Source organism: Stenotrophomonas sp. SORGH_AS_0282 (assembly GCF_030818125.1).
Classification (GTDB): domain Bacteria; phylum Pseudomonadota; class Gammaproteobacteria; order Xanthomonadales; family Xanthomonadaceae; genus Stenotrophomonas; species Stenotrophomonas rhizophila_A.
Genome location: NZ_JAUTAB010000001.1, coordinates 3,873,424 through 3,893,304, shown reverse-complemented (window position 1 = coordinate 3,893,304; position 19,881 = coordinate 3,873,424). Strand labels below are relative to the sequence as shown.

Here is a 19,881-nt window from a genome sequence, read left to right as displayed (position 1 = left end):
GTCGCCGCCCATGGCCCTCAATCCGTACGATCTGTTCGATGTCCGCTCGCTGCTCACCGAAGAGGAGCGCGCAGTGCAGGCCACGGTGGCGCGTTTCACCGACGAACGCGTGCTGCCGATCATCGGCGACGCGTTTGACGAGGGCCGCTTCCCGGATGAACTGATTCCCGAAATCGCCTCGCTTGGCCTGCTGGGCTCCAGCCTGCCGGAACAATACGGCGGTGGCGGCCTCAACGCGGTCAGCTACGGCCTGATCTGCCAGGAACTGGAACGCGGTGACTCGGGCCTGCGCAGTTTCGTTTCGGTGCAGAGCTCGCTGTGCATGTACCCGATCTTCGCCTACGGCAGCGAAGAACAGCGCCTGCGCTGGTTGCCGGACATGGCAGCCGGCCGGATGATCGGCTGCTTCGGCCTGACCGAAGCCCACGGCGGTTCCGACCCGGCCGCGATGAAGACCCGCGCGGTGCGCGATGGCGGCGACTGGGTGATCAACGGCAGCAAGATGTGGATCACCAGCGGCCCGGTGGCCGATATCGCCATCGTCTGGGCGCATACCGAAGACGGCATCCAGGGGTTCGTGCTGGAAAAGGGCATGGCCGGGTTCACCACCCAGGAAATCAAGCACAAGATGAGCCTGCGCGCCTCGCTCACCGGCGCGCTGTTCTTCGACAACGTGCGCGTGCCCGAACGCAACCGGCTGCCCAACGTGCAGGGCCTGAAAGGCCCGCTGGGCTGCCTCAACCAGGCCCGCTACGGCATCAGCTGGGGCCCGATCGGCGCGGCCGTGGCCTGCCTGGACGAGGCGTTGAACTACACCAAGGAACGCGTGTTGTTCGGGCGCCCGGTGGCGGCCACCCAGAGCGCCCAGATCAAACTGGCCGACATGGCCCGGCGCATCACCACCGCGCAGCTGCTGTCACTGCAGTTGGGGCGGTTGAAGGATGCCGGCCAGCTGCAGCCGCAGCAGGTCAGCCTGGCCAAGTGGAACAACTGCCGCATGGCGATCGACATCGCCCGTGAGTGCCGCGACCTGCTCGGCGGCGCCGGCATCACCACCGAACACGTGGCGATCCGGCATGCGTTGAACCTGGAATCGGTGATCACCTATGAGGGCACCGAAACCGTGCACCAGCTGGTGATCGGGCGCGAGTTGACGGGGATCAACGCGTTTTAAGCGCCGCCGGCGAATCCGCTCTGGCGCCACGCTTCGTACATCACCACGGCGACCGTGTTGGACAGGTTGAGGCTGCGGTTGTCCGGCTGCATGGGCAGGCGCAGGCGGCGGCCGTGCGGCAACGCATCCAGCACGTCCTGCGGCAGGCCACGGGTTTCCGGGCCGAACAGGAACGCATCGCCGTCTTCGAACTGCTGGGTGTCATAACGCACGCTGCCGCGGGTACTCAGGGCGAACAGGCGCTTGGGCGCGATCACCTGCAGGGCGGTATCCAGGTCCGGATGCACCTGCAGTCGAGCGTATTCGTGGTAATCCAGGCCGGCGCGCTTGAGCTGCTTGTCGCTCAGGTCGAAACCGAGCGGCTCGATCAGGTGCAGTCGCGCGCCGGTGTTGGCGCAGAGCCGGATCACATTGCCGGTATTCGGGGGAATTTCCGGCTGGAACAACACAACATGGAACGTAGGGTTGGCGGTCATTCGTGCATTTTACGCCGCGACCCCCTGGCAGGTATCGACCGTCGGTCGATACCTGCGGTTACGGACGAACCAGGACCGACGCGGTTTCAACCGCGAAGGCCTGCAGGTCGTTCGGCGACGGGCGCACCTGCAGGGTCGGCAGGTTGATGATCACGTCGCGGGCGATCGTGCCGGCGGCCGAGGCCAGGGCACCCATGTAATCGGTGCTGCGGGTGTCCTGCTCGGCAGCCAGGGCTTCGCGCTGTTCGGCGGTCGGGCGGACCTCGACGGCGGCCAGGGTGGTGACGCGCTGGCTGTTGGCCAGTTCGGCACGGTATTCGGCGATCTGGCCGGCGGTCGGACGGACTTCCACCAGCGCCAGGGTGGGGATGCTGCTGGTGCGTTCGACTTCGGCCTGGGCCAGCTGGTCGGCGGCGGGGCGGACCTGCACGGTCGGCAGCGTGGTGATGGCGGAAGCGGCATGCACGTTCGAAACAAACGCGGAGCCGGCAGCGAGGGCGATGGCAATTGCGATGGTCTTGGTGTTCATGACGGGGCCTGTTTAGTGTTGGTGAGCAGTGGTGTGGTAGTAAGGTAGTACACTGAATCTGGGAGTGCAAGAGAAATTTTCAGATTCCGTGTTGTGTTCAGCGATCAGTCAGCTTTGGTTTGATCGCGTCCTTTCCGCACTTGGGTATAAGCAGGCCCCGTGCCAACTTTTGGTTGTTGATTTGAAAGGGTTTTGTCGGATGCGCAGAGTGTCCGCTGTCCGGACACCTGTCCGATCCAGGGCTGCGCGACTGTCCGGACAGGGGTTCAGGTGCCGGCAGAAGGCGCTGCGGCGGTCAGCGACGCGCCCGGAAAGTTCCCTGACAAAGGGAGTGACTGTTGGCCGATGCCTTTACCCGTAGTCCCGGGCTAGCATCCCCCTTCACTTTCATGACCAAGGAAACGGAATGACCTCCCGACTTCGACCGCGTGCCGCGCTGCTGGCTGTAGCGCTTTCCGCCGCCCTGGGCAGCTTCGCCCCGGCCCCGGTGATGGCAAGGCCGGCGCAGGTCGCCAAGGTCGACATTCCGTTTGAAGAGTTCACCCTGCCCAACGGCCTGCGCGTGGTGGTGCACACCGACCGCAAGGCGCCGATCGTGGCGGTGAACATCTGGTACCACGTGGGCAGCAAGGACGAACCGGCCGGCCGCACCGGCTTTGCGCACCTGTTCGAACACCTGATGTTCCAGGGCAGCGAAAACCACGCCGGCGAATACTTCGAACCGTTCAAGCAGGTCGGCGTCACCGGCCAGAACGGCACCACCAACACCGACCGCACCAACTACTTCGAGAACGTACCCACCACCGCCCTGGACATGGCGCTGTGGATGGAATCGGACCGCATGGGCCACCTGCTCGGCGCGATCGACCAGGCTGCGCTCGACGAACAACGCGGCGTTGTGCAGAACGAAAAGCGCCAGGGCGAGAACCAGCCTTACGGGCAGGTGTGGGACAAGCTCACCCGCTCCATGTACCCCGAAGGCCACCCGTACCACCACGGCGTGATCGGGTCGATGAACGACCTCAACGCGGCCTCGCTGGACGACGTCAAGAACTGGTTCCGCACCTGGTACGGCCCCAACAACGCGGTGCTGGTGCTGGCCGGTGATATCGACGTGGCCACCGCCAAGGAGAAGGTCGCCCGTTACTTCGGCGACATCCCGGCCGGCCCGAGCATGGCCCAGCCGGCGGTCAACGTGGCCAAGCGCGAGAAATCGACCCGCGAAACCATGACCGACAAGGTGCCGCAGGCACGCATCTACCGTGTCTGGAACGTCGCCCAGACCGGCACCACCGACATCGACCAGCTGCAGCTGTTCGCGCAGGTACTGGGCGGCGCCAAGTCCTCGCGCCTGGACCAGCGCCTGCTGCACCAGGACAAGCTGGTGGACAACATCAGCGCCGGTGCCTACACCTCGCAGCTGGGGTCCAACTTCGTGATCATGGCCACCGTCAAGCAGGGCGTGGACCCGGCCAAGGTCGAAGCGATCATCGATGAGGAAGTGCGCCGCCTGGTCAAGGACGGCCCCACCGCCGATGAGCTGAGCCGCGGCAAGACCGCGTTCCGCGCCGGCTTCATTCGTGGCATCGAACGCATCGGCGGGTTCGGCGGCAAGGCCGACGCGCTGGCCGAGTGCGCCGTGTTCGAAGGCGACCCGGGCTGCTTCCGCCGTTCGCTGGCCAACATCGACGCCGCCAGCGCCGCCGACGTGCGCGCGGCCGGTGCCAAGTGGCTGGGCGTGGGCGACCACACCCTGGTGGTGGAACCGGGCGCACGCGTGGCGCTGCCGGAACTGCCGTCGGCCACCCCCAAGCCGTTCACCGTGCCGGGCGTGGACCCCAGGTTCAGCACCAGCCCGACCGTGGTGGACCGCAGCACCGGCGTGCCGCAGACCAAGACCTTCCCGGAACTGAAGTTCCCGCAGCTGCACCGCGCCACGCTGAAGAACGGCACCCAGGTGATCCTGGCCGAGCGCCATGACATTCCGGTGGTGCAGTTCAGCTATGAATTCCCCGGCGGCTTCACCGCCGACCAGGGCCGCAAGTCCGGCACCGCCAACTTCACCATGGACCTGATGGGCGAGGGCGCCGGCAAGCTGGGCGCACTGCCGTTCGCCGATGCGGCCGACGCACTGGGCGCCAGCCTGGGTGCATCGGCCACCCTGGACAGCGCCGCCGTGTACCTGTCGGCGCTGAAGGAAAACCTGGCCCCGTCGCTGGCCCTGTACGCGGACATGCTCCGCCAGCCGCGCTTCGACCAGGCCGAGATCGACCGGGTCAAGGCCACCTGGATCGCCGGCATCCAGCAGGAGAAGGTCAACCCGAACGCCTCGGCCATGCGGGTGCTGCCCACCCTGTTGTATGGGGCTGGCCATCCGTACGCCATTCCGTTCACCGGCAGCGGCAACGAAGCCGACATCCAGTCGCTGACCCGCGCCGACCTGGTCGACTTCCACCGCGATTGGCTGCGCCCGGAGCAGGGCACCCTGATCGTGGTCGGTGACACCACCCTGAAGGAAATCGTGCCGCTGCTGGAGCGCCAGCTCGGCGACTGGAAGAGCAGCACCCCGGCACCGCAGGCCAAGGCCCCGGTGGATGTCGCGCGCCCGGCCAAGGGCCGCGTGTACCTGATCGACCAGCCCGGCGCGGTGCAGGCCAACCTGTTCGCCGGCCAGGTGGTGCCCTCCACCATGGACGCGGGTGCCACCCGCTTCGACATCGCCAACGGCGTGCTCGGCGGCGACTTCACCTCGCGCCTGAACATGAACCTGCGCGAGGAGAAGCACTGGTCCTACGGTGCCCGCACCATGGCCAGCAGCACCTTGGGCCAGCGCCCGTGGATGGCCGTGGCCCCGGTCCAGATCGACAAGACCGCCGAGGCAATGAAGGAGATGCAGAAGGAAATCGCCGACTTCGCCTCCGGTGCCGAAACCATCACGCCGGCCGAGGTCACCCGCATCCGCAACATCCAGAACCTGAGCCTGCCGGGCGCCTACGAGACCGCCAGCGCGGTGCTGGGCACCATCAGCGGCATCGTCCGCTACCAGCGCCCGGACGACTACGTGTTCAAGCGCAAGGCCGAGATCGAAGCGATGACCCCGGCCCAGGTGCAGCAGGCCGCCGCCACGCTGGATCCCAAGACCCTGACCTGGGTGGTGGTGGGCGACCTGAAGCAGACCGAAGCCCCGGTGCGCGCGCTGAACCTGGGCGAGGTGACCATCATCGATGCCGATGGCAAGCCGGTTCCGTAACGGGCGACCGGGTGGCTTCGGTGGGTGTAAACGCCGGTCGGGTTGATTCGACCGGCGTTTTTCCCGCGTCGGACGCTTTGGCCGCGCTGCGCGCGGTGTCCGGCCAACGGCCGGACCTACGAATTGCTACGTGGCGGTTGGGATCTGGATCAATCAACCAACGGCAGTTCCCGGTAGCGCCGGCCGTTGGCCGGCCCTCGGGGTCCATCTACCCGCGATTCAGCCCGTTCAGGCACACTGCCTTTCTCATCTTCACGAGCCCTCCGCCATGCGCATTCTGCTGCTCTCCCTTCTTACCCTCAGCGCCACCGCCTGCACCTGGGTGCCGATCGAACCGGTGGGCAAGGCCGTGCGGGTGCTGCCGAACGGGCCGGTTCCCACCGGCTGCGTCACCAAGGGCGAGGTGGTGGTCACCGTGAAGGACAAGGTCGGCTTCTACAACCGCAACCCGCTGCGGGTGCAGGAAGAACTGGAAACCCTGGCCCGCAACGAGGCGCCCAGCGCCGGCGCAAATGCGGTCCAGGCGTCGGGCCTGCCGGCGGATGGCAGCCAGCGCTTTGCTGCCTTCCAGTGCCCGCCACGCTGAACCCGTCAGGTCCGGGCCGGAACCATACGCCCGAACGTGAATTGGTAAAGGTGCGGTGAAGGCGCAGGGGGCTTACAATAGCGCCCCCTTTGCCTGAGCCTTGGCGCTAACTGATGCTCTTCAAGAATGTATCGATCGCCGGCCTAGCGCACATCGACGCGCCGCACACGCTGACGTCCAAGGAAATCAACGAACGTCTGCAGCCGACGCTGGATCGTCTGGGCATCCGTACCGACGTGCTGGGCGATATCGCCGGCATCCACGCCCGCCGCCTGTGGGACGCGGACATGCTCGCCTCCGACGCCGCGACCCTGGCTGCCCGCAAGGCGCTGGACGACGCCGGCATCGGCGCTGACAAGATCGGCCTGCTGGTCAACACCTCGGTCAGCCGCGACTACCTGGAGCCGTCCACGGCCAGCATCGTCTCGGGCAACCTGGGCGTCAGCGACCAGTGCATGACCTTCGACGTCGCCAACGCCTGCCTGGCCTTCATCAACGGCATGGACATCGCCGCGCGCATGCTTGAACGCGGCGAGATCGACTATGCGCTGATCGTCGATGGCGAAACCGCCAACCTCGTCTACGAGAAGACCCTCGAGCGCATGGCCCTGCCGGGCGTGACCGCCGACGACTTCCGCAACGAGATGGCCGCCCTGACCCTGGGCTGTGGCGCTGCCGCCATGGTCATGGCGCGCACCGAACTGGTGCCCGACGCACCGCGTTACCGCGGTGGCGTGACCCGTTCGGCCACCGAGTGGAACCAGCTGTGCCGGGGCAACCTGGACCGCATGGTCACCGACACCCGCATGCTGCTGATCGAAGGCATCAAGCTGGCCCAGAAGACCTTCGTGGCCGCCCGCGAAGCACTGGGCTGGGCGGTGGAGGAACTGGACCAGTTCGTCATCCACCAGGTCAGCCAGCCGCACACCGCTGCCTTCATCAAGAACTTCGGCATCGACCCGAAGAAGGTGATGACCATCTTCGGTGAGCACGGCAACATCGGCCCGGCCTCGGTGCCGATCGTGCTGAGCAAGCTCAAGGAGCTGGGCCGCCTGAAGAAGGGCGACCGCATCGCGCTGCTCGGCATCGGTTCGGGCCTGAACTGCTCGATGGCCGAAGTGGTCTGGTAAACCGCCACTTCAGCGCCGCCGCGCGGTTCTTTCCATACTCGAGGGCCGGTTCTACCGGCCCTTTCCACAGGTGCGCTTCCATGCCCAAGCTTCCCGGTTACCCCACCCATCCGCAGCGCTTCGAGGTCCGCCCGGGCCTGACGATGAGCTATCTCGATGAAGGCCCGCGCGATGGCGAGGTGGTGGTGATGGTCCACGGCAACCCGTCGTGGAGCTACTACTGGCGCACGCTGGTGGCCGGGCTGTCGGACCGCTACCGCTGCATCGTGCCCGACCACATCGGCATGGGCCTGTCGGACAAGCCCGATGACGCGCACTACGAGTACACCCTGCAGTCGCGCGTGGACGACCTGGACGCGCTGCTGGCGCACCTGGGCATCACCGGCCCGGTCACCCTGGCCGTGCACGACTGGGGCGGCATGATCGGCTTTGGCTGGGCGCTGTCGCACCATGCGCAGGTCAAGCGCCTGGTGGTGCTCAACACCGCCGCCTTCCCGATGCCGGCGGCCAAGCAGATGCCGTGGCAGATCGCGCTGGGCCGGCACTGGAAGATCGGCGAGTGGATCATCCGCACCTTCAACGCGTTCTCGTCCGGTGCCTCGTGGCTGGGCGTTGAGCGGAAGATGCCGGCCGACGTGCGCCGTGCCTATGTGTCGCCGTACAACAGCTATGCCAACCGGATCAGCACCATCCGCTTCATGCAGGACATTCCGCTGAGCCCGGCTGACAAGGCCTGGTCGCTGCTGGAACGCGCCGGCAAGGCGCTGCCGTCGTTCGCCGACCGACCGGCCTTCATTGGCTGGGGCCTGCGCGATTTCGTGTTCGACCACCACTTCCTGGCAGGCTTCCAGGCGGCGCTGCCGCAGGCGCAGGTGCACGCGTTCGAGGACGCCGGGCACTACGTGCTGGAAGACAAGCACGAAGTGCTTGTGCCGGAAATCCGCGCTTTCCTGGACCAGAACCCGATTTGACGGAGTACCGACCAACGGTCGGTACCTACCGGTCACGCCGCGTCGGGGTGGTCCGCGCCATCGCGCCAGGCCCAGCTCTCCAGGCTCAGCGCCGGCAGCCCATGGATCGCCCGCGCCTTGTCGCACTGCGGGCTGGCCTTGCCGAACTCCCACGACGCATCCACCTCGCGGCACACGCTGGGGCGGTTGGGGTGGATGCTGCAGCGTGAATACACCCCGATCTCCGCATCCAGCGCCACGCAGCGCACCGGCTTGGAATGGGTGCCGCGCATGCACAGGCGGTGCGGGTCGAGCGGCTCGGTCAGCTGGTGCGGCACGCCGCCGGGGGTGACCTCGTCCGATTCCATCCAGTGGAAGGCCACGCGGTACTGGGTGCAGCAGGCGCCGCACGTCATGCAGGGATGGGACATGGGCGTGCCGCCTCGGGCGGCAGGGGGATGGAAGGGCGAAGGGGGCGAATTTTCCACGCCTGCGGCCGCCGCGCAAGAATTTTCTGCAGCGGCGACAATGAACGGATGAACAGCCCGATCAACATCGCCGCGCGCCTGCCCGAACTGGCCCGCGAACGCCCCGACCAGATCGCCATCCGCTGCCCCGGCCGGCCCGGCCCCGGGGGCATGGCGCGCTATGACGTGACCCTCGATTACCGCACCCTGGACGCCCGCAGCGACGCCATGGCCGCCGGCCTGGCGGCCTACGGCATCGGCCGCGGGGTGCGTGCGGTGGTGATGGTGCGGCCCTCGCCGGAGTTCTTCCTGCTGATGTTCGCGCTGTTCAAGAACGGCGCGGTGCCGGTGCTGGTCGACCCGGGTATCGACAAGCGCGCGCTGAAGCAGTGCCTGGACGAGGCCCAGCCGGAAGCCTTCATCGGCATCGGCCTGGCCCACGTGGCGCGGCTGGTGCTGCGCTGGTGCCCGTCCGCCACGCGCCTGGTCACGGTCGGCCGCCGCTGGGGCTGGGGTGGCACCACCCTGGACCAGCTGGAAGCGCAGGGCGCACGCCAGCCGCAGCCGATGGCCGCCACCGATGGTGAGGATGTCGCCGCCATCTTGTTCACCAGCGGCTCCACCGGCGTGCCCAAGGGCGTGGTCTACCGCCACCGCCATTTCGTCGGCCAGGTGGACCTGCTGCGCTCGGCATTCGGCATGGAGGCCGGCGGGGTCGACCTGCCCACCTTCCCGCCATTTGCGCTGTTTGACCCGGCGCTGGGGCTGACCTCGGTCATTCCGGACATGGACCCGACCCGCCCGGCCAAGGCCGACCCGCGCAGGCTGCACGACGCCATCGCCCGTTTCGGCGTGACCCAGCTGTTCGGCTCGCCCGCACTGATCCGGGTGCTGGCCGACCACGGCCAGCCGCTGCCCGGCGTGCGCCGGGTGACCTCGGCCGGCGCGCCGGTGCCGCCGGACGTGGTGGCCCGCATCCGCCGCCTGCTGCCCGACGACGCCCAGTTCTGGACCCCATATGGCGCCACCGAGTGCCTGCCGGTGGCGGTGATCGAAGGCCGCGAGCTGGAAAGCACCCGCCAGGCCACCGAAGCCGGCGCCGGCACCTGCGTGGGCCGCGTGGTGGCGCCCAACGAGGTGCGCATCATCGCCATCGACGACGCCCCGCTGCCGCACTGGTCGCAGGCGCGCGAAGTGGCCCAGGGCGTGGTCGGTGAAATCACCGTGGCCGGCCCGACCGCCACCGACAGCTACTTCAACCGCCCGCAGGCCACCGCCGCGGCCAAGATCACCGAAACGCGCGCCGACGGCAGCACCCGCGTGGTGCACCGCATGGGCGATGTCGGCTACTTCGATGCCGACGGCCGCTTGTGGTTCTGCGGGCGCAAGACCCAGCGCCTGGAAACCGCGCACGGCCCGCTGTACACCGAACAGGTGGAGCCGGTGTTCAACGCACTCGACGGCATCGCGCGCACCGCGCTGGTCGGCGTGGGCCCTGCTGGCCGGCAGCTGCCGGTGCTCTGCTATGAACTGCAGCCGGGCAGCGCCGATTCGCCGGCCCTGCAGCAGCGGTTGCGCGATGAAGCGTCCGCGCATGCCGGCACGCTGCGCATCGAACGCTTCCTGCTGCACCCCGGCTTCCCGGTCGATATCCGCCACAACGCCAAGATCGGCCGCGAGAAGCTCGCGGTCTGGGCGGCAACCCGAATGGAACAACCCGCATGAAGATCCTTGTCACCGGTGGTGGTGGTTTCCTCGGCCAGGCGCTGTGCCGTGGCCTGGTCGCGCGCGGCCACGAGGTCCTCAGTTTCAACCGCGGCGATTACCCGCCGCTGGCCGCGATGGGCGTGGGCCAGATCCGCGGCGACCTGGCCGACGCCGACGCCGTGCGCCACGCGGTGGCCGGGGTGGATGCGGTGTTCCACAACGGCGCCAAGGCCGGCGCATGGGGCAGCTATGAGAGCTACCACTTGGCCAACGTGGTCGGCACCGACAACGTCATCGCCGCCTGCCGCAGCCACGGCGTGCGCACGCTGGTGTACACCTCCACGCCCAGCGTCACCCACCGCGCCACCCACCCGGTGGAAGGCCTGGGCGCCGATGAAGTGCCCTACGGCGAGAACTTCCAGGCCCCGTACGCGGCCACCAAGACCATCGCCGAGCAGCACGTGCTGGCCGCCAACGACGCCACCCTGGCCACCGTCGCACTGCGCCCGCGCCTGATCTGGGGCCCGGGCGACCAGCAGCTGGTGCCGCGCCTGGCCGAACGCGCGCGCGCTGGCCGCCTGCGCTTCGTTGGCGATGGCAACAATCTGGTCGACACCACCTACATCGACAATGCCGCGCTGGCCCACTTCCTGGCCTTCGAACACCTGGCCCCGGGCGCGGCGTGCGCCGGCAAGGCGTACTTCATCTCCAACGGCGAACCGCTGCCGATGCGCGAGCTGCTCAACAAGTTGATGGCCGCCGTGGGCGCGCCGCCGGTGGAGAAATCGATCAGCTTCAAGACCGCTTACCGCATCGGCGCGGTGGCCGAACGGCTGTGGCCGCTGCTGCGCCTGCGCGGCGAACCGCCGATGACCCGCTTCCTCGCCGAGCAGCTGTGCACGCCCCACTGGTACAGCATGGAACCGGCACGGCACGACTTCGGCTACGTGCCGCAGGTCAGCATTGACGAAGGGCTCACGAGGCTGAAGGCTTCATCGCGCGGCGAGGAATCCATCACTTCCTGAACACCGGGGGTTGGTGAAGATGGCAGCACGCCAATCCGGCACGCACGACGCGAGGATCGACATGCTGCACTACGCCGTAATCTTTTTTGTCATCGCCATCATTGCGGCGGTGCTCGGCTTCTCCGGCATCGCCGGCGCTGCCAGCAACATTGCCTGGATCCTGTTTGTGGTGTTCCTGATCCTGGCCATCATTTCGATGTTCCGTAAGCGAGGGTAGTAGCGCAGGGTCCTGCGCGCCCCCTCTCTCCGGGCAACCAGGATCCAGCGCAGTCTCCGACGGCCTGGCGCTCGCAAGAGCGCCGGGCCGTCGTTGCATAGGGGCCGGTAGAGCCACGCCCTGCGTGGCTGAACCGTGACCGGCCCGCAACCGTGCCGGGGTAGAATGCATCGATGCCCCGCTCCCTGCTCTCCTCCCTCAAGCCCCTGGCCGGCAATGCGCTGCAGCTCGCGCTCAACCGCACCCTGGCGCTGGACCCCGATACCCGCCGCGCGCTGGTCGCGCTGGATGGCCGCCACATCGCCCTGACCCTGGAATCGCCCGCGCTGGCGATGCGGATCGGTGTCGAGGGCGAGCGCCTCACGGTGGGCCCGGTGGACCCGCAGCAGGAACCGGACCTGGCCGTGCGCAGCACGTTGGGCGGAGTGCTGGCACAGCTGCCGTTCCTGGCCAACGCACGGCGTGGTGGCGACGCCCCGGCCGGGCGGGTCAAAGTGTCTGGCGATGCCGAACTGGCGCGCCGCCTGCAGCAGCTGGCCAGTCGCTTCGATCCGGACTGGCAGCAGCCGTTCGTGCGGGTGTTCGGTGAAGTACTGGGCGTGCATATCGCCAATGCCCTGCGTTCGGCCCTGCAGCATGCGCGCCGTGGCGCGTCCGACCTGGCGCACAGCGCCGCCGATTTTGTCACCGAGGAGTCGCGCGACGTGGTAGCCCGAGCCGAACTGGATGCCTTCCATGACGATGTGGATGTGATGCGCGACGACGTCGAACGCATCGCCGCCCGCGTGCAGCGCCTTGCCCAGGTGCGCGCATGAAGGCGGTGTTCCGGGCAAGCCGCATTGGTCGGGTGATCCTGCGCTACCGCCTCGACGACCTGCTCGAAGGCACCCCGCTGGAAGGCTGGCTGCGCCTGGCCAAGCCGTTCGTGCCGCGCGCCTCGGCCGACATCGCCGTTCAGTCGCGGGGCGCGCGCCTGCGCCTGGCGCTGCAGGACCTGGGCCCGATCTTCGTCAAGTTCGGGCAGATCCTGTCCACCCGCCGCGACCTGATCCCGGCCGACATCGCCAACGAACTTACCCTGCTGCAGGACCGGGTCAAACCGTTCGATGGCGCCACCGCGCAGCGCATCGTGGAAGCCGCGCTTGGCCGCCCGGTCAGTGAGGCGTTCGCCAGTTTCGAGCTGGAACCGCTGGCCTCGGCCTCGATCGCCCAGGTGCACGCCGCCACGCTGGCCGATGGCCGCCAGGTGGTGGTCAAGGTGCTGCGCCCGGATATCGAAAAGCAGATCGACGCCGACATTGCGCTGCTCAAATCGGCCGCCGCGCTGGTCGAACGCACCCACCCGCGCGCTGACAAGATCCGCCCGCGCGAAGTGGTGGCCGAAGTCGAAAACACCCTTGCCGCCGAGCTGGACCTGCAGCGCGAAGGCGCCAATGCCAGCGTCCTGCGCCGCAACTGGGTGGACTCGGACGACCTGTACGTGCCCGAGGTGGTCTGGAGCCACACCGCCGAACGCGCGCTCACCCTGGAACGGGTATGGGGCATCCCGTCGGATGACATCGCCGCGCTGGACAAGGCCGGGATCGACCGCAAGGCGCTCGCGGCCAAGGGCGTGCGCGTGTTCTACACGCAGGTGTTCCGCGACAACTTCTTCCACGCCGACGCGCACGCCGGCAACATCTGGGTCGATGTCGATCCGGCGCGCCGCGACAACCCGCGCTTCATCGCGCTGGATTTCGGCATCATGGGCCAGCTGTCCGAAGAAGATCAGTACTACCTGGCCGAAAACTTCATGGCCATCTTCAACAAGGACTACCGGCGCATGGCCGAGCTCCATGTCGAAGCCGGCTGGATGCCCAACAACGTGCGCATCGATGAACTCGAAGCCGCCGCGCGTTCGGTATGCGAACCGTATTTCACCCGCCCGCTGTCGCAGATCTCGCTGGCCGAAGTGCTGATCAAGCTGTTCCGCGTGGCCCAGCGTTACGAACTTACCCTGCAGCCGCAGCTGATCCTGCTGCAGAAGACGCTGCTCAACATCGAAGGCGTGGGCCGCCAGCTGGATCCGGAGCTGGATATCTGGGCGGTGGCACGGCCGGTGCTGGAACGCATCCTGCGCGAACGCTACAGCCCGCGCCGCGTGTTCAGGGAACTGCGCAAGCGCCTGCCGGAAATCATGACCCACACCCCCGACATGCCGCGCCTGGTGCACGCCTGGCTGCGCCAGCAGGTGGAAGGTGGGCATGAGCTGTCCATGCGCTCGCAGGACCTGGTGGCACTCAACAGCAACCTGCAGAAGCTGCAGAAGCGCGCCGTGGCCGCCATTGCCGGCGTCGGCCTGCTGATCGTGGCGGCGGTGCTGTACGGCATGCAGCCGGGCGGCTGGTACTTCGGCGATGCGCCGGTGTGGAGCTGGGTGAGCGGGGCCGCGGGGCTGTTCTCGCTGGCCAGCGCCTGGTGGCGCCGGTGACCGCTATCGAGATGTCCGCCGACGCCACGGTCGAGGCGCCGGTGGCGTTGCCGCCGCTGCAGCTGCTGCACGTGGACGAGCGCCTGGCCGTGGTCAACAAGCCGGCCGGGCTGATGGTCCATGACAGCAAGCTGGCCCGGGGCGAAGATGATTTCCTCGCCGACCGCCTGCGCGAGCAGCTGGGCAAGCCGATCTTCCTGGTCCACCGCCTCGACCGCGCCACCAGCGGCTGCCTGCTGCTGGCCTTCGACCGCGAAAGCGCCAGCGTGCTGGGCAAATCGCTGATGGGCGGCGATGTCACCAAGGATTACCTGGCCATCTGCCGTGGCTGGCCGGCCGAAGAAGCGTTCACGGTCGACCACGACCTGGATGGCGGCCCCGGCAAGCCGGTGAAGAAGCCCGCCATCACCCATTTCCAGCGCGTGGCTGTGGGCGAGATCAGCGTGCCGGTGGGCGAGTTCGCCACCTCGCGCTACGCGCTGCTGCGCTGCCAGCCGCAGACCGGGCGCTTCCGCCAGATCCGCCGGCACCTCAAGCACCTCTCACATCACCTGATCGGCGACACCAGCCACGGCGATGGCCGCCACAACCGCAGCTTCCGCATGCAGGGCATCCACCGCATGCTGCTGCACGCCGAACGCCTGCGTTTCCCGCATCCGGACGGCACGCTGATGGATGTCAGCGCGCCGGTGGATGGCGAGTTCCGCAAGGCAATGGATCTGTTTGGGTGGTAGCGGTGAGGCGCACGACCAACGGTCGTGCGCTACCGAAGGGGCTTTATTTCTTGGCTGGAGCCGGGGCTGCCGCCGGTGCATTTCCTTCGTTCACGATCGCCTCCAGGTCCTTCTGCAGGTCCACGAACAGCGGCTGCATCTTGTCCTGGATGGCCACCATCACGTTCTGCATCAGCGCCGGGGTCTTGTCCAGCAGGCTCTGCCCGGCCGAGCTCTCGTAGAACTCGGCCATGGCCAGCACGTCTTCCTTGCTGAAGGTCTTCTTGTACAGGTCCACGTACATCGGCCGCAGCTGCTGCCACGACAGCGCTTGGCGGATGGTCTGGTTGGTGCGCTGTTCGATGCGCTGCAGCTGCGCCTTCTTGGCCTCATCCAGCTGGCGCTGTTCGGCCACCTGCTGGAACTGCTGGCGCTGCATCGCCTCGATCTGCGGCAGCATGGTGTCCAGCATGCTCTGCGCGCGCGACGCCGCCAGCAGGCGGTTGATGTCCGCATCCGACGGCGGCGCGGCCAGCGCCGGGGCAATGGCGGCCAGGCCCAGCGCGAGGGTCAGGGCCAGGCGGGTCAGGCCACGGCGGGCCGGCGAACGGGTCGACATCATGTAAGTGCATCCTGCGTTGCGTGGAAGCCCGAGCATACCTGCGATCCGGTCAAGCAGCCGTGCGCGCGTCGCATTGCCGCGTCCGGTGCCGACGGTTCCGGCCCGTACCCGGTTTTTATGCCCCTTATCGGCGGTATTGGTGAACATTACGGTCACCTCAGGCGGCGATCCTGCCTTTACAATGCCGCCCATGGGAAACGGGCCTGTCACCATCAACGCGCACCTGGCGATTCCGGACACGGAGATCGTCGAACGTTTCGTGCGCGCCAGCGGGGCCGGCGGGCAGAACGTGAACAAGGTTTCCAGCGCCGTTGAACTGCGGTTCGACGTGGCCGGTTCGCCCTCGCTGCCCGAGCCGCTGCGCACCCGCCTGCTGGCCCGGCGCGACCGGCGCATGACCGGCGAGGGCGTGCTGGTCATCGATGCCCAACGTTTCCGCACCCAGGACCGCAACCGCGACGATGCACGCGAGCGCCTGGCCGCCTTCATCCAGGCCAGCCTCAGCGTGCCCAAGCCGCGCGTGGCCACCAAGCCCTCGCATGGCTCCAAGCTGCGCCGGCTGGATGAAAAGAAGGGCCGCGCGCAGATCAAGCGCGGCCGCACCACACGCAATTGGGAGTGATTGCTTGAACAACCGAAGTCCGCTGCTGCCGGCCGTGCCGCCCAACATGCCGCAGGTCAAACCGAACCGTTTCCTGCGCTGGCTGGCACGCTGCACCCTGCGCCTGGGCGGCTGGAAAGTCACCGGCACCTTCCCGGACGTGCCCAAGCTGGTCTTCATCGTCGCCCCGCACTCCTCCAACTGGGACGGCTTCTGGGGCATGGCGGCCAAGATCGCGCTGGGCATGCAGGTCAAGGTGCTGGGCAAGGCCTCGCTGTTCTGGTGGCCGCTGTCGCCGCTGCTGCGCACCCTGGGGGTGATCCCGCTGGACCGCAGCTCGCCGCAGGGCACCGTGGAACAGGCGGTGAGCCTGCTGCGCAAGTCCGACCGCCTCTGGTACGCCATCACCCCCGAGGGCACCCGCAAAGCGGTGACCCACTGGAAGGCCGGGTTCCTGAAGATCGCCCGCATGGCCGACGTGCCGGTGCTGGCCTGCTACTTCCACTACCCGGAAAAGACCATCGGCATTGGCCCGCTGTTCTACTCCACCGGCGACGACGTGGCCGACATGGCCGCCATCCGTGAGTATTACCGCCCCTGGCAGGGCAAGAACCGCGGCACCGTTTGAAGCAAGCCCAGGCGCCACGTCCGGCACATGCCGGGCGCGGGCAATGGGAGTAGGGTGACCGGCTGCGGTTGTGTGCCGCTTCACCTCATTCCAGGAGCCCGTTTCATGTCGCGTACCGTTATCTTGGCCGCCGCCATCAGCCTGGCGCTGGCGGCCTGTTCCGGCAAGGAGTCCACCCCCGTGTCCGACGCCCAGACCCCCGCCGCGCAGCAGCCGGCCGACGCCTCCACCAACCCCCTGTTGAGCGCCAGCACGCTGCCGTTCCAGGCCCCGCCGTTCGACCGCATCAAGGACAGTGACTACCTGCCGGCCTTCAACGAAGGCATGAAGCAGCACCTGGCCGAAGTGCGCAAGATCGCCGACAACGCCGAACCGGCCACCTTCGACAACACCATCGAAGCGCTTGAGCGCAGCGGCGAAACGCTGGACCGCGTGTCGCGCGTGTTCTTTGGCCTGGTCCAGGCCGATACCAACGAAGCGCGCCAGAAGATCCAGGAAGAAGTCGCCCCGAAGCTGGCCGAACACCAGGATGAAATCAGCCTGGACCCGAAGCTGTTCGCGCGCATCAAGACCATCTACGACCAGCGCGCCTCGCTGGGCCTGGACCCGGTGCAGACCCGCCTGGTCGAACGCGATTACCAGGAGTTCGTCCGCGCCGGTGCGCAGCTGAACGACGCCGACAAGGCCGCCCTGCGCAAGCTCAACGTGGAAGAAACCACGCTGGCCACCCAGTTCCATACCCGTCTGGTCGCCGCGACCGCCGCCGCTGCCGTGGTGGTGGACGACAAGGCCAACCTGGCCGGCCTGGGCGAGGATGAGATCAACACCGCCGCTGCCGACGCCAAGGCCCGCAACCTGGAAGGCAAGTTCCTGCTGCCGCTGCAGAACACCACCCAGCAGCCGGTGCTGGCCTCGCTGAGCAACCGCGAGCAGCGCGCCGCGGTGCTCAAGGCCTCGGAAACCCGCGCCGAGCGCGGCGATGGCAACGACACCCGCGAAACGGTGCAGCGCCTGGCCCAGCTGCGTGCGCAGAAGGCCAAGCTGCTCGGCTTCGAGAACTACGCCGCCTACAGCCTGGCCGACCAGATGGCCAAGACCCCGGCCGCCGCGCTCAAGCTGCTCACCGACACCGTGCCGGCCGCTACCAACAAGGCACGCGGTGAAATCACCGAGATGCAGAAGGTGATCGACGCGCAGAAGGGAGGCTTCCAGCTGGCCGCATCGGACTGGGACTTCTACGCCGAACAGGTGCGCAAGGCGCAGTACGACCTGGACGAATCGCAGATCAAGCCGTACTTCGAACTGGACAACGTGCTGCAGAACGGCGTCTTCTACGCCGCCACCCAGCTGTACGGCATCACCTTCAAGCCGCGTACCGACATTCCGACCTACCACCCGGACATGAAGGTGTATGAAGTGTTCGACAAGGACGGCACCTCGCTGGCGCTGTTCTACACCGACTACTTCAAGCGCGACAGCAAGTCCGGTGGTGCCTGGATGGACGTGTTCGTCGAGCAGAACGGCCTGACCGGCGCCAAGCCGGTGGTCTACAACGTCTGCAACTTCACCAAGCCCGCTGCCGGCCAGCCGGCCCTGCTGAGCTTCGACGACGTCACCACCATGTTCCATGAGTTCGGCCATGCGCTGCACGGCATGTTCTCGAACGTGAAGTACCCGTCCATCGCCGGCACCAGCACCTCGCGCGATTTCGTCGAGTTCCCGTCGCAGTTCAACGAGCACTGGGCGCTGGACCCGAAGGTGTTCGCCAACTACGCCAAGAACTACAAGACCGGCGAGCCGATGCCGCAGGCGCTGGTCGACAAGATCCTCAAGGCGCGTACCTTCAACCAGGGCTACGCCACTACCGAGTACCTGTCGGCCGCACTGCTCGACCTGGCCTGGCACACCCAGCCGGCTGACGCCAAGCTGCAGGACGTCGCGCCGTTTGAAGCGGCCGCGCTGAAGAAGTACAAGGTCGACCTGGCCCAGGTGCCGCCGCGTTACCGCACCACCTACTTCGACCACATCTGGGGCGGCGGCTACTCGGCCGGTTACTACGCCTACTTCTGGGCTGAAGTGCTGGACCACGACTCGTTCGAGTGGTTCAAGGAACACGGTGGCCTGACCGCTGAAAACGGCCAGGTGTTCCGCGACAAGATCCTCTCGCGCGGCAACAGCGTGGAACTGGCGGACCTGTACCGCGAATTCCGCGGCAAGGACCCGTCGGTCGAACCGCTGCTGGTCAACCGCGGCCTGAAATAATGCGGCCGATGTAACAACGAACGGCGGGGGAAACCCCGCCGTTCGCATATCCGGTGCCGGGGCCGGCCGGTGCCGGGGCCTGCCGGTGCCGGTCGCCCAACCGGTAGTGCCGACTGTTAGTCGGCAAAGCGCGGTCCACGGACATTCGATCGCCGCGCGAACGGCAGCCGACTAACAGTCGGCTCTACCGCCTACGTTCCCACGCGACAACCGACCTCGCTGCATCCCAGGTGATCGAGTGCGATCTCCAACGCATGCATGTAACTCTGCGCGCAATACCCGTGCGCCACGCCGATGCGCTGGCCCACGTCCGCCGGCAGGCAATCCTCCGGCGCGCCCGCATCATCGTCATGCACTTCCACGTACACGTTGTGCAGATGCGGCAACAACCGCTGCAAGCGCGTACTCCCCACGCACGCCCCCGGGTCCAGCAACGTCACCTCGCCGCGGCTGTGATCGGCCACGCGCAACGCATCCAGCAGTTCCTGCTCCGACCCACACGCACGGATCGCCACCGTGGTGCCCGCATCGATCGCCCGGTGCACCAGGGCCTTGAGCACCGGCGCCGGCAACGGCTGCGCGGTGCGGATCAATTGCCCGCTCGCTTCCGGGCCACGAATGATGAAGATCGACATGGCTCAGGCACTCCCGGCAACGGTCTGCAACCGGCGCGCGGCAATCGCCAGCGACAACCGGCATGCATCCTCGCGGCCACTGCTGCACACCACCCGCGCCACCGGCGCATGCAGCGGGTGCAGGTGCGCATCCAACCCATCGTCATCGTTGGCCGCCATCTCGATATACGGCGCCGGCAACGCCTCCAGCGCTGCGCACAGCTCGCGGCCATGCGCGGCCCATTGCGCCGGCTCGGCGGCGCCGGTCTCGATCAGCACCCACGCCGGCTGGCTTTCCCGGGCCTGGCGCAGGCACTGCAGCAGCGCCGGCAGCGTGGCGCAGTCCTGGCAGTGCACGGCGTGGCCGGCCAGCTGGGCCGGCACCGGCAGCGGGTCCGGCGACGGCTGCCGGAGCAACAGGATGGTCATGGAACACCTCGACAAAGCGCCCGGAGGCGCG

Annotated in this window: 20 protein-coding genes; 14 read left to right on the top strand and 6 right to left on the bottom strand. The window is 67.5% G+C overall.

The genetic code is table 11. From position 1 onward, the window contains the following. Positions 1-10: 10 nt before the first annotated feature. Complete coding sequence (locus tag QE395_RS17675) at positions 11-1,174, top strand: acyl-CoA dehydrogenase family protein (RefSeq protein ID WP_306990556.1); 1,164 nt, start codon at positions 11-13, stop codon at positions 1,172-1,174. On the opposite strand, the gene trmL is transcribed toward QE395_RS17675, so the two are convergent. Both trmL and QE395_RS17665 read right to left on the bottom strand, forming a co-directional pair. Beyond that, the gene (gene trmL, locus QE395_RS17670; protein WP_095362500.1) at positions 1,171-1,650 is read right to left on the bottom strand and encodes a tRNA (uridine(34)/cytosine(34)/5-carboxymethylaminomethyluridine(34)-2'-O)-methyltransferase TrmL; all 480 of its coding nucleotides are present in this window, start codon (positions 1,648-1,650) and stop codon (positions 1,171-1,173) included. The genes QE395_RS17675 and trmL overlap by 4 nt on opposite strands. A 58-nt stretch (positions 1,651-1,708) precedes the next feature. Next, a complete protein-coding gene (locus tag QE395_RS17665) occupies positions 1,709-2,179 on the bottom strand; it encodes a hypothetical protein (RefSeq protein ID WP_095362501.1) in 471 nt (156 codons plus the stop codon). A 406-nt stretch (positions 2,180-2,585) separates the two neighbouring features. Between QE395_RS17665 and QE395_RS17660 the strand changes: the two genes are divergently transcribed. The 4 genes from QE395_RS17660 to QE395_RS17645 all read left to right on the top strand — a co-directional run bounded on the left by QE395_RS17660 (position 2,586) and on the right by QE395_RS17645 (position 8,116). Beyond that, positions 2,586-5,429, top strand: coding sequence for a pitrilysin family protein (locus tag QE395_RS17660; protein ID WP_249833479.1), 2,844 nt, complete (start codon positions 2,586-2,588; stop codon positions 5,427-5,429). 268 nt (positions 5,430-5,697) lie between these two features. Further along, a complete protein-coding gene (locus tag QE395_RS17655) occupies positions 5,698-6,015 on the top strand; it encodes a DUF4156 domain-containing protein (protein WP_068848330.1) in 318 nt (105 codons plus the stop codon). Positions 6,016-6,128: 113 nt separating this feature from the next. Next, complete coding sequence (locus QE395_RS17650) at positions 6,129-7,145, top strand: 3-oxoacyl-ACP synthase III (RefSeq protein ID WP_068848332.1); 1,017 nt, start codon at positions 6,129-6,131, stop codon at positions 7,143-7,145. A gap of 80 nt (positions 7,146-7,225) precedes the next feature. After that, complete coding sequence (locus tag QE395_RS17645; protein ID WP_210133006.1) at positions 7,226-8,116, top strand: alpha/beta fold hydrolase; 891 nt, start codon at positions 7,226-7,228, stop codon at positions 8,114-8,116. Between the two features lie 32 nt (positions 8,117-8,148). Here QE395_RS17645 and QE395_RS17640 read toward each other — a convergent pair whose 3' ends face one another. Next, complete coding sequence (locus QE395_RS17640; protein ID WP_068848335.1) at positions 8,149-8,526, bottom strand: YkgJ family cysteine cluster protein; 378 nt, start codon at positions 8,524-8,526, stop codon at positions 8,149-8,151. Positions 8,527-8,631: 105 nt separating this feature from the next. Between QE395_RS17640 and oleC the strand changes: the two genes are divergently transcribed. The 6 genes from oleC (at position 8,632) to QE395_RS17610 (ending at position 14,715) form a co-directional block, all read left to right on the top strand. Continuing rightward, positions 8,632-10,287: an olefin beta-lactone synthetase gene (gene oleC, locus QE395_RS17635; protein WP_249833480.1), complete on the top strand. Its 1,656-nt coding sequence runs from the start codon at positions 8,632-8,634 to the stop codon at positions 10,285-10,287. Continuing rightward, positions 10,284-11,294 (top strand): 2-alkyl-3-oxoalkanoate reductase, encoded by a 1,011-nt coding sequence (oleD, locus tag QE395_RS17630; RefSeq protein WP_249833481.1) that lies wholly within the window; start codon positions 10,284-10,286, stop codon positions 11,292-11,294. The genes oleC and oleD overlap by 4 nt, the downstream gene beginning before the upstream one ends. A 61-nt stretch (positions 11,295-11,355) precedes the next feature. Beyond that, entirely contained in the window at positions 11,356-11,511 is a 156-nt protein-coding gene (locus tag QE395_RS17625) for a DUF1328 domain-containing protein (protein WP_068854496.1), read from the top strand. 173 nt (positions 11,512-11,684) lie between these two features. Further along, the gene (locus QE395_RS17620) at positions 11,685-12,326 is read left to right on the top strand and encodes an SCP2 sterol-binding domain-containing protein (protein ID WP_306990116.1); all 642 of its coding nucleotides are present in this window, start codon (positions 11,685-11,687) and stop codon (positions 12,324-12,326) included. Then, positions 12,323-13,981: a ubiquinone biosynthesis regulatory protein kinase UbiB gene (gene ubiB, locus QE395_RS17615; protein WP_306990113.1), complete on the top strand. Its 1,659-nt coding sequence runs from the start codon at positions 12,323-12,325 to the stop codon at positions 13,979-13,981. The genes QE395_RS17620 and ubiB overlap by 4 nt, the downstream gene beginning before the upstream one ends. 11 nt (positions 13,982-13,992) lie before the next feature. Beyond that, positions 13,993-14,715, top strand: a complete 723-nt coding sequence (locus tag QE395_RS17610) for a pseudouridine synthase (RefSeq protein ID WP_184126400.1) — start codon at positions 13,993-13,995, stop codon at positions 14,713-14,715. 43 nt (positions 14,716-14,758) lie between these two features. Here the strand turns inward: QE395_RS17610 and QE395_RS17605 are convergent, their stop codons facing one another. Further along, positions 14,759-15,316, bottom strand: a complete 558-nt coding sequence (locus QE395_RS17605; protein WP_068848348.1) for a DUF2059 domain-containing protein — start codon at positions 15,314-15,316, stop codon at positions 14,759-14,761. A gap of 190 nt (positions 15,317-15,506) precedes the next feature. Here QE395_RS17605 and arfB point away from each other — a divergent pair, with 190 nt between their 5' ends. The 3 genes from arfB (at position 15,507) to dcp (ending at position 18,807) form a co-directional block, all read left to right on the top strand. Then, positions 15,507-15,938: an alternative ribosome rescue aminoacyl-tRNA hydrolase ArfB gene (gene arfB / locus QE395_RS17600; RefSeq protein ID WP_093535185.1), complete on the top strand. Its 432-nt coding sequence runs from the start codon at positions 15,507-15,509 to the stop codon at positions 15,936-15,938. 4 nt (positions 15,939-15,942) lie between these two features. Beyond that, positions 15,943-16,545 (top strand): lysophospholipid acyltransferase family protein, encoded by a 603-nt coding sequence (locus tag QE395_RS17595; protein ID WP_068848358.1) that lies wholly within the window; start codon positions 15,943-15,945, stop codon positions 16,543-16,545. 105 nt (positions 16,546-16,650) lie between these two features. Beyond that, positions 16,651-18,807 carry a peptidyl-dipeptidase Dcp gene (gene dcp, locus QE395_RS17590; RefSeq protein ID WP_093535183.1) on the top strand — a complete coding sequence of 719 codons (2,157 nt, stop codon included), beginning with the start codon at positions 16,651-16,653 and terminating at the stop codon, positions 18,805-18,807. 191 nt (positions 18,808-18,998) lie between these two features. On the opposite strand, the gene QE395_RS17585 is transcribed toward dcp, so the two are convergent. Continuing rightward, positions 18,999-19,442, bottom strand: a complete 444-nt coding sequence (locus QE395_RS17585) for a 3-dehydroquinate dehydratase (protein ID WP_068848362.1) — start codon at positions 19,440-19,442, stop codon at positions 18,999-19,001. 3 nt (positions 19,443-19,445) lie between these two features. Beyond that, positions 19,446-19,850, bottom strand: coding sequence for a hypothetical protein (locus tag QE395_RS17580; RefSeq protein WP_093535181.1), 405 nt, complete (start codon positions 19,848-19,850; stop codon positions 19,446-19,448). Positions 19,851-19,881 lie beyond the last annotated feature (31 nt).